This window comes from Streptomyces sp. NPDC048606, assembly GCF_040650855.1.
In the GTDB taxonomy this organism is placed as follows: domain Bacteria; phylum Actinomycetota; class Actinomycetes; order Streptomycetales; family Streptomycetaceae; genus Streptomyces.
Window position 1 is genome coordinate 1 of sequence record NZ_JBEZIB010000093.1, and the last position, 3,602, is coordinate 3,602.

Below are 3,602 nucleotides of genomic sequence, written 5' to 3' on the forward strand. Positions count from 1 at the left end.
GGCACCCACCGCGTACGCGGTGGGTGCCCCGCCCCACAGGACCCGCGCCCCTCCTCGGCCTCAGGCGTGCAGCAGTCGCTCGAAGAACGTGCGGTACTGGCGCAGTGCGAGCCGCAGGTCCTCGGTCGGGACCTCCTCCCCCCGGTCCCACTGACCTTCGAGGCCCTGCTTGTCCTGGGCGAAGGTGCTCGCCAGGGACTGCATGACCTCGGCCACCAGGGCGTCGGCGGAGCGGACCGATTCGCGGGGGTCGTCGACGAAGCGGCCCTGGATCTCGCTCCAGCGGCGGCGGAACTCCTGCCCCTCGTCGCCGCCCAGCAGCGGCGCCGCGCCCTCCTCGTCGGCGGCGTCGACGCCTGCGGCCTCGGTCTTCCTGCCGGTCGACGCGTCGGCGTACTCCTCCCGCTCCCGCGCGTCGCGCGCCGTGGCCTCGCCGGGGTAGATCGGGGCGGTGTCGGTGGCGCCCGTGCCGCTCCCGCGTCCCGGATCGGCGATGTCCTCGGTCGTCAGTCCGCCGGATCCGGAGGTCCGGCGCTCGTCAGGATCGATGGTGTTCATGTCAGCGGGTCCTCTCGTCGTCGAGCAGCTCCGCGAAGAGGGCGCGGTAGTGCACCATCGCCCCCCGGAGTTCCTCGGTCGTCGCGCCTCCCTCGGCGCTGCGCGTCTTGACGGTGTGGGCGGCGCGGTAGTGGCCCAGGGTGCTCCCGTGTTCGACGGAGAGGTCGCGCACGCGGCCGTCGAACCCTTCGTCGGTGGGGTAGCCGCGCTCGCGCATCAGGCGGGAGACGAGGGCGTCGGCGTCCGCGACGGAGCCTTCCGGGCGGTCGACGAATCGTTCCTGCACGCCTCGCCACTCGTCGGCGTACTGATGGCGCCGCTCCGCGGGCAGTTCCTTGATCTCCAGCTTCTCGTGGCGCTGTTCACGGGAGCGCAACTCCCGCTCGGCGGCCAGCCTGCCGCCCTCCTCGCGCACCGCGCGTCCGTACTCCGGCCCGAACCGGTCGCGCAGCCGGCGCCGCCGCGAGAGTACGACCAATGTGACGGTCAGCGCGAGGACGACGACGACCGCCGCGACGATGATGCCGATCAGTGTGGCAGTGGACATGTCCGCCCTCCGTTCGGGGAGTTCACGACGCGCCGGGCGTGAGGTGCCGCGCGCACCGGGTGCGGAACCCGGTGCCGGTACGTCGGGTGCCCTGCGGCTACCCGCTCCCGGTCGGGGCAACCCTCGCCCTCGCGAAGGCGGCGGGCCGCGCCTCGGGGCGGTCCGGGAGGACCGGCGGCCCGTACGGAAGTAGACAGTGTCTACGCATCCTGGTAGACACGCTCCATGGACAGCGAGAAATCCCTGCGGGACCGGTTGATCGACGTCGGGGTGGACCTGGTGAGGGCCGAGGGTTCCGGCGCCCTCGGTCTGCGCGAGATCGCCCGGCGGGCCGGTGTGTCCCACGGCGCCCCGCGCCGCCACTTCCCCACCCACCACGCCCTGCTCTCCGCGATCGCCCACCGCGGGTTCGCGGAGCTCGGCGCGCGGTGCGACCGGGAGGTCTCCGGCGAGAGCAGCCCCGAACTGCGCCTGAGGGCGCTCGGGCGGGCCTACGTCCGCTACGCGCTTGAGCAGCGCGGCATGTTCGAGCTGATGTTCCGTCACGACCTGCTGGACAGCACGGGCCGGGGCGCGGACGGGCCCCGGCTCAGGGACTCGACGCTCCCGATGTTCGAGCTCCTCGTCGAGCTGGTCGCCGCGTGTCACGCGGGGCGACGGGAACGGCGTACGACGGCCCCGCCGGCGGCCGTCACCGCCGCCGCCCTCTGGTCGAACCTGCACGGGGTCGTCCAGTTGTGGGCGTGGGGCAGCCTGGGCCTCGTCCTGGACGCCGCCCCCGACGCCGCGGCGTCGGGTCCCGCGACTCCCGGGGGCGGGACCTCCGGGGTCGGGACCTCCGAGGCCGGGACCTCCGAAGCCGGGACCTCCGAAGCCGGGACCTCCGGCGCCGACGAGGTCAGGGCCCGTGACGAGGAGCGGCTGGAGCGGCTGCTCACCGCCGTGTTCGACGCCCACCTCGGCCCGGTGAGCCCGTGACCGCTCCCCCGCGCCCCGCCCCGGCCCTGCTCGTCAGCGTCGCCGGCGCGGCGATCGTCGCGCTGGACGGCACGGTCCTGCTCGTGGCGCAGCCCGGCCTCCAGCGCGACCTCGGGGCGAGCGTGGGCCAGGTGCAGTGGACCAGCACCGGCTACCTCCTCGCCGTCGCGGCCCTGCTCGTGATCGCCGGGCGGCTCGGCGACCGCTACGGGCACACCCGACTGCTGCGCGTCGGCGTCCTCGGCTTCGCCGCCGCCTCCGCCGGCATCGCGCTCGCGCCGACGGTCGGCTGGGTGATCGCCCTGCGCGCCCTGCAGGGGGCTTTCGGCGCCCTCCTCCAGCCGGCGACGCTCGCGCTGCTGCGCCTGGCGTACCCGACGGACCGGCTCGCCCGCGCGGTCGCCGTGCGGACGAGCGCGATCGGGATCGCGGCCGGCGCCGGACCGCTGCTCGGGGGAGCCCTGGTCGCACACCTCGGGTGGCGCGCCGTGTTCGTGGTGAACGTGCCGATCGGGCTCGCGATCGCCGTCCTCACCCTGGCCGTACGCACCCCCGCGCCCGAGCGGCGGGCGACCGGGCGGCTCGGCCTCGCGGGACCGGCGCTGCTCGCGCTCGCCCTGGCGGCCCTGGTGCACACCCTGGTCGGCGTCCCGGCGCACGGCTGGAGCGCCCCCGCGACCCTGCTCGGTCTCCTCGCCGTCGCGGGCCTCGCGGTGGCCTTCGCCGGCCACCAACGCCGCTCGGCGCACCCCGTGGTGCCGGTGGACGTGGCGCGCTCGCTCCCGGTGACGGCCTCGATGGGGTTGCTGCTGCTCGTCTCCGCCGGCATGTTCGGCGCGCTGTTCGTCGGCACCTTCTTCCTCCAGGACGTCCTGCGGCTCGACCCGCTCGACTGCGGCGTCCGGGTGCTCCCGCTGACCGTCCTCATGGTCCTCGGCACTCCGGTGGCCGGCGCCGCGCTGCGCCGGCACGGCCCGCGCGCGACCGCGATCGGCGGCACGCTCCTGGTCGCGCTCGGGACGGCGGGACTGTCCCGCCTGGACGCGGACGCCACGTGGGGCTTCGTCTCCGTCACCTTCGCGGTGCTGGGCGCCGGGTTCGCCACCGTCATGGTCACCGCCACGGGCACCGTGGTCGGTGAAGCGCCGCCCGGCTACGCGGGCGTGGTCGGCGGGCTGAAGCAGACCGCGATGAACGTCGGCCCCACCCTCGGCATCGCCGTCGCCGCAGGTCTGATGGCGCCGGCGGCGACCACGACGGGCCCGCCGCTGCTCGCGCTGACGGCCCTCGTCGTCCTCGCGCTGCTGCCCGCCGCCCTGCTGCCCGCCACACCGTCGGCGGCGCGCCCGGCGCCCGCTCCGGTGGCGCGCTGAAGGGCCGGGCCCCGGTGGGGCCCGGCCCTTTCGCTTGCGTGCCCTCGGGCGTCAGACGCGGTCGGCCGCGATCAGGACGTACTGGAAGGAGCCGTCCTTGTAGGAGTTGATGAACGCCTCCTCGATGCCGGTGACCAGGGAGGACT

Annotated in this window: 3 protein-coding genes and 2 pseudogenes; 2 read left to right on the forward strand and 3 right to left on the reverse strand. The window is 75.3% G+C overall.

Annotation, left to right across the window (positions count from 1 at the left end):
* Nucleotides 1-60: 60 nt before the first annotated feature.
* Complete coding sequence (locus AB0D01_RS39530; protein WP_363064242.1) at nucleotides 61-558, reverse strand: hypothetical protein; 498 nt, start codon at nucleotides 556-558, stop codon at nucleotides 61-63.
* A gap of 1 nt (nucleotide 559) precedes the next feature.
* Nucleotides 560-1,105, reverse strand: a complete 546-nt coding sequence (locus AB0D01_RS39535; protein ID WP_363064244.1) for a hypothetical protein — start codon at nucleotides 1,103-1,105, stop codon at nucleotides 560-562.
* 225 nt (nucleotides 1,106-1,330) lie between these two features.
* Between AB0D01_RS39535 and AB0D01_RS39540 the strand changes: the two are divergent.
* Both AB0D01_RS39540 and AB0D01_RS39545 read left to right on the forward strand, forming a co-directional pair.
* Nucleotides 1,331-1,873, forward strand: a pseudogene (locus tag AB0D01_RS39540) (TetR/AcrR family transcriptional regulator); the annotation flags it as partial.
* Nucleotides 1,874-2,079: 206 nt separating this feature from the next.
* A complete protein-coding gene (locus AB0D01_RS39545) occupies nucleotides 2,080-3,456 on the forward strand; it encodes an MFS transporter (RefSeq protein WP_363064246.1) in 1,377 nt (458 codons plus the stop codon).
* 51 nt (nucleotides 3,457-3,507) lie between these two features.
* On the opposite strand, the pseudogene AB0D01_RS39550 reads toward AB0D01_RS39545, so the two are convergent.
* Nucleotides 3,508-3,602, reverse strand: a pseudogene (locus AB0D01_RS39550) (SAM-dependent methyltransferase); the annotation flags it as partial.

What these genes read in the sequence shown, in the direction of transcription:
- AB0D01_RS39530 (WP_363064242.1), bottom strand. Translation starts at nt 558, where the DNA reads ATGAACACCATCGATCCTGACGAGCGCCGGACCTCCGGATCCGGCGGA.
- AB0D01_RS39535 (WP_363064244.1), bottom strand. Translation starts at nt 1,105, where the DNA reads ATGTCCACTGCCACACTGATCGGCATCATCGTCGCGGCGGTCGTCGTC.